This is a genomic window from Chamaesiphon sp. GL140_3_metabinner_50 (assembly GCF_025361915.1).
GTDB lineage: Bacteria > Cyanobacteriota > Cyanobacteriia > Cyanobacteriales > Chamaesiphonaceae > Chamaesiphon.
Genome location: NZ_JANYJC010000325.1, coordinates 1 through 4,799, shown reverse-complemented (window position 1 = coordinate 4,799; position 4,799 = coordinate 1). Strand labels below are relative to the sequence as shown.

At 46.6% G+C, this 4,799-nt stretch carries 6 protein-coding genes, 1 tRNA gene and 1 pseudogene; 1 reads left to right on the top strand and 7 read right to left on the bottom strand.

All coding sequences use genetic code 11. The features are described from left to right. The 7 genes and pseudogenes from Q0R35_RS16085 to Q0R35_RS16055 form a co-directional block, all read right to left on the bottom strand. Positions 1-201, bottom strand: a pseudogene (locus Q0R35_RS16085) (pentapeptide repeat-containing protein); the annotation flags it as partial. 12 nt (positions 202-213) lie between these two features. Continuing rightward, positions 214-348: a pentapeptide repeat-containing protein gene (locus tag Q0R35_RS16080; RefSeq protein ID WP_295620613.1), complete on the bottom strand. Its 135-nt coding sequence runs from the start codon at positions 346-348 to the stop codon at positions 214-216. A gap of 12 nt (positions 349-360) precedes the next feature. Beyond that, on the bottom strand, positions 361-864 hold the full coding sequence (locus tag Q0R35_RS16075; RefSeq protein ID WP_295620609.1) for a hypothetical protein: 504 nt from the start codon (positions 862-864) through the stop codon (positions 361-363). A gap of 79 nt (positions 865-943) precedes the next feature. Further along, positions 944-1,025: transfer RNA gene (locus Q0R35_RS16070), tRNA-Leu, on the bottom strand. Positions 1,026-1,111: 86 nt separating this feature from the next. Next, a complete protein-coding gene (locus tag Q0R35_RS16065; protein ID WP_295620603.1) occupies positions 1,112-2,344 on the bottom strand; it encodes a saccharopine dehydrogenase NADP-binding domain-containing protein in 1,233 nt (410 codons plus the stop codon). Between the two features lie 151 nt (positions 2,345-2,495). Continuing rightward, on the bottom strand, positions 2,496-2,915 hold the full coding sequence (locus Q0R35_RS16060) for a DUF4259 domain-containing protein (protein ID WP_295620600.1): 420 nt from the start codon (positions 2,913-2,915) through the stop codon (positions 2,496-2,498). A 71-nt stretch (positions 2,916-2,986) separates the two neighbouring features. Continuing rightward, positions 2,987-3,661, bottom strand: coding sequence for a DUF4291 domain-containing protein (locus tag Q0R35_RS16055; protein WP_295620597.1), 675 nt, complete (start codon positions 3,659-3,661; stop codon positions 2,987-2,989). Between Q0R35_RS16055 and Q0R35_RS16050 the strand changes: the two genes are divergently transcribed. After that, a partial coding sequence (locus Q0R35_RS16050; RefSeq protein ID WP_295620594.1) for a DEAD/DEAH box helicase family protein occupies positions 3,660-4,799 on the top strand: 1,140 nt, incomplete at its 3' end. The genes Q0R35_RS16055 and Q0R35_RS16050 overlap by 2 nt on opposite strands.

The window sequence follows — 4,799 nt, the reverse complement described above, 5'->3', positions numbered from 1 at the left end:
AGGATTAGTTAAAATCGAGCCATCGAGTATCGCATTGCTGAGATCGGCTTTATTTAAATTAGCTCGATCTAAGTTGGCTGCACTGAGGTTTGTATTACTCAAATTGGCTTGAATTAAATTGGCTTCAACTAATTTAGCTTGCGTGAGATTGGCACCATTGAGATTGGCATGACTGAAATTGACATCGTTAAGATTTGCCGATCGTAAATCGGCTTAAATGAGACTGGAACTAATTAGTTTAGTGCGATCTAAATTGGCTCCGATGAGGTTGGCAGTACGAAGATTTGTAAAGCTCAAATCTAGATACTGACTGTCAGTTTCGAGTTCGATTTTGCGCCGCGCAATCACGGTGAGTGCGGCTTATGCATCAGTCCGAATTGCTGATAAATTAGCAATGTCTTGACCTTTAAGATCTTGTTTGCCACGCACGAAAGAAGATAATACTTCCATTATCGTCCAGCCATCTCTGGGTGAGTCGTTGGCGATTCTTTCTAGGGCATAAATACCGCCAATTCTAATTGTTTCGGTTTGATTTCCCAGTTGCTCGATCGAGCGGGTAAATAGTTCGGTAATCAGTCGATTTTCGCCTTGAGAAAAGTTCAGAAATAAAATCGAGCCACCAAAAATTGTTGCGCCAGTACTCATACTCGCAATGATCGGCCGAATTAGTTCTAGAAAAAAGTTGCGCCGACTGAGTTTTTCGGCTAACTGTAATTGCTCTATCGCGGCTTGCCAATTAGCATCGGGGTTAATATGTCCCCCTCCCTGTGCTTTCCACAGCTCGTGAGCTTTGGCACGGATGACTTCTGGTGCAATCGGCGCAGGAACAATTAATGATTGCAGAAATTCGACGATCGTCTTCATCTAATAGGGATATACGCAAAATCGACTGAGTTAACTCTACTACAGTCGATTGTTGCTCCGATCGGATTTTTACTCTAGATGCGGATAAAAGGAATCGAACCTTCACTTCTTGCGAAACCAGAACCTAAATCTGGCGCGTCTACCAATTCCGCCATATCCGCAGACATCGATTTTATTATAGCACAGGTAGTTCGATTTGGGTAGGGATGTGGTTGTAACTAGATTTGCTGTGCTTGAGAAGACTTTTTTACCGCCGAGCGACTGACATCATCTCAACTTCAAGCTGCATTCCTGCCCGACGCAACCGTTCTACCAACACATCTCCCAATCCAGTCGCGGGAGTCAAAATTCCACCCCACTGCGCCCCTCCTGGCAACCTGTCGAAATCCACCGCCAGACACAACGCCGACTCGCACACAAATTTAACCGTAGCACGATTGCCAGGATCGCCAGCATCGGCAATCAGCCCTCGTACCCGTTGCCCCTGGCTGCCCCATCCCAACAGTTCGCACCGAAACCAACCTTCATTCATCGTTTGCTCCGTCGGCCCGCTCCCAACTTGGGGGATAATTGATTCGAGGAGAGAGCGCAGGGGCGGTATCGCAATCGCGCCACCAATTACCGCCATACCCCCCACCATTGCCGTAGACTGAAGCCATGCCCACGGCGGGTTGAATTTGAAGTATTCCTGATAGCTAAAATCGGTACCATAAGATTCTTGCCATCGCTCGAATAATGCCTGACTGCGGCGAACGATCCGCGTATTGACTACACCCATAAAAAATGGCGCAACCCAAGTCTCCATCTCGGCATCGTATTGAGGAGAAGTAGGATCGCGATGTTTATCTACATCTGTGGGGACAGATTCCGGCGGATTGAGTAGGAACGGATTGGTAACTAAATCTAGCTCACCGCGATCGTAAATACTCAAACCACTAGCCAGCGTACCACCATTAAAACCACCAGCCGCCTGATAATAAGCTTTGACATGAGTACAATTGGTACCCAATTCTCGCTGGAGATACCGCACCAGCAGATAAGCACCTAAATCAGAAGGGACAGAATCAAAGCCACAACACGGAATAATCCGCGTCCCATCGGTAGCAGCTTGCAGATGATAGCGATCGATTAATCCCTTTACCCACGGCGTTTCGCCCGTAATATCGACATAGTGGGTACGATATCGGACGCAAGCATCGACGATCGCATCGCCATACAGCGCAAATGGCCCAGCCGTATTTAATAATACTCGCGTCTGGGACACGATCGTGTCGATGGCAGTTTTATCTTGACTATCAGCGACGAGAATATCGACAGCGATGCCCACTTCTGCCCTGACTGATTCTAACTTGTGGCGATCTCGACCCGCGATCGCCCACCTTACCCCTGCGCCAGCACGTTCGGCAAAATACCGGACAGTTTGCTTGCCCACAAAGCCACTGGCACCATACAGCACTACATCATAACTGGTTTCACGCATGACCTGACGATCGCCTAGCGACTAGTGATAGCTCTATTATAGTTTGTCTCGATCGAGCAGAAATCAACAACTCGATTTCCTAAGTCACAAAAATCTGTAAGGGCAACCACGAGGGAATGCCCTGCTAGCTTAGGTTGTTGGGTTTCATTCTTCAACCCAACCTACAAATATATGTCTGTAAACGCGATCGCAGATCTTCCATTGCCCCAATCCAATCATCATTTTCCTCCCACAACTCACATAGTTCTGAATTGTCAGTAATAATTCGATCTATCGCGGCGACAGCTCTCTGCAATAACTCTGGTGAGGGTTTGAGCTTGCGAGCTGCTACCCATAGATCGACTTTTTCTGTATACACATTCGTATATCCTGGATTACCCAATAGTCGGGCAATGACTTCACATGCACCAATAGCTGCACATGCAATGTCCTCTTCGAGATAGTCATCACTAATATCTTCCAACTCATCAAAAGCAGATTCCACCAGCGACAAGTCATCAACTTTTTCTAGACCGCTGGCCCAGTCATTAGTGGTATCGTTGTCAAATGATAAATGTCCCCAGGCTCCCACGATTAATCTTTAGCTTTGTAGCCGTAACTTACAATTATTGATTCTACAATAACTCGTCATCACACATTAATTTATAATTCGTTAGCATTATCTTTGGAAAAGAGCATCAAATCACCCGATAATTGCAATTGTGCTGCGACTTTTGCATCTGTTACAGGATAAATCGTCTCACTCGGTACGATTAACTTATCGAAATCCACCAGATTTTGAGATTGTTCGTAGACGAATTCAGAGATATCCTCGATCGAAATTATCCACTCCCGCGCATACAAAGCCAGCACATCCCCCCGCAACCCTAATTGAATCGCTTTGCGCTCTAATTTGCCCCCAGTCGGGCTGTGGTCGGGATCCCATTGCAATCTGACGTTAGAACTACTTACGGCGCGTTTCCAGTCTTTTTCGGTGGGGTAGAGATCGGGATTGTAGCTAGAACGGACGGCGTTAGCTAAAATCGTATCGAAGGCTTCCCTTTTAATTTTAACTGCCAAAACCACCTCCTGCCCCTCTTTCTGTCCCCAACCGGATCGGTACATCATCCATAAGAAATTGGGCTTAACCCAGCTCATCCGAGTTAGACTGAAACGATCGCCGCCGAAGTAGCCTTGAGTCGCTGCAAAATGTCCGATTTCGGGGCGATACGCCTGGTACACAATTACCCCTTTTTCATCAAATTGCGCTAGAATGTAACGACCGATTTTTGGTAATTTGGTCTTTTGTTCGATGTAACTGGTGGTAATAAGCGGCATGGACGATAACGAATTTAAACTAGAAGCACCATTTAAACCGACTGGCGACCAACCTGCGGCGATCGCGCAGCTCGTGGCTGGGTTAAAATCGCAACAGCAGTTCCAGACTTTGCTCGGTGCGACGGGGACGGGGAAAACATTTACGATCGCAGCGACGATCGCCCAGTATCAGAAGCCGACATTAGTATTAGCTCATAATAAAACATTAGCGGCGCAATTGTGTAACGAATTGCGGCAATTTTTCCCGCACAATGCCGTCGAGTATTTTGTTTCTTATTACGATTATTATCAGCCGGAGGCGTATATTGCCGTCAGCGATACTTTTATCGAAAAAGCATCGGCAATTAATGATGAAATCGATATGTTGCGACATTCGGCGACGCGATCGTTATTCGAGCATCGGCATGTAATTGTGGTAGCTTCGATTAGTTGTATCTACGGTTTGGGTACGCCAGCAGAATATCTGAAGGCGGCAATTCCGCTGAAGGTAGGAATGGAAATCGACCAGCGGGAAATGTTGAAGCAGTTGGTTTCGGTGCAATATAGTCGCAACGATATCGACTTAAAACGCGGTAATTTTCGGGTACGTGGTGATGTGGTAGAAATTGGCCCAGCTTACGAAGATCGGATCGTGCGGGTGGAATTTTTTGGCGATGAAATTGAAGCGATTCGGTATGTCGATCCGGTGACGGGCGAAATTTTGAATACGGTTGGTGGTTTGAATATCTATCCAGCGCGGCACTTTGTTACGCCGGAAGATACGTTGCAGGATGCTTGTAATGATATCGATGATGAGTTAAAAAAACGGATTGTTGAGTTAGAAACTAATGGTAAATTAATCGAAGCTCAACGGATCGACCAGCGGACGCGCTACGATTTGGAAATGTTGCGCGAGGTGGGTTTTTGTAATGGAGTGGAAAATTATTCGCGTCATTTAGCCAGACGCAATGCTGGCGATCCGCCGGAATGTTTGTTAGATTATTTCGACGATGATTGGTTATTAGTAGTTGATGAATCGCATGTTACCGTTCCGCAAATTCGCGGGATGTATAATGGCGATCGAGCGCGCAAAACAGTGCTGATCGATCACGGTTTCCGCTTGCCGAGTGCGGCTGATAATCGCCCGTTAAAGGCTGAT

Excerpts from the sequence above, each read along its gene's own strand:
- Q0R35_RS16055 (WP_295620597.1), bottom strand. The coding sequence starts at position 3,661 with ATGCCGCTTATTACCACCAGTTACATCGAACAAAAGACCAAATTACCA.
- Q0R35_RS16075 (WP_295620609.1), bottom strand. The coding sequence starts at position 864 with ATGAAGACGATCGTCGAATTTCTGCAATCATTAATTGTTCCTGCGCCG.
- Q0R35_RS16065 (WP_295620603.1), bottom strand. The coding sequence starts at position 2,344 with ATGCGTGAAACCAGTTATGATGTAGTGCTGTATGGTGCCAGTGGCTTT.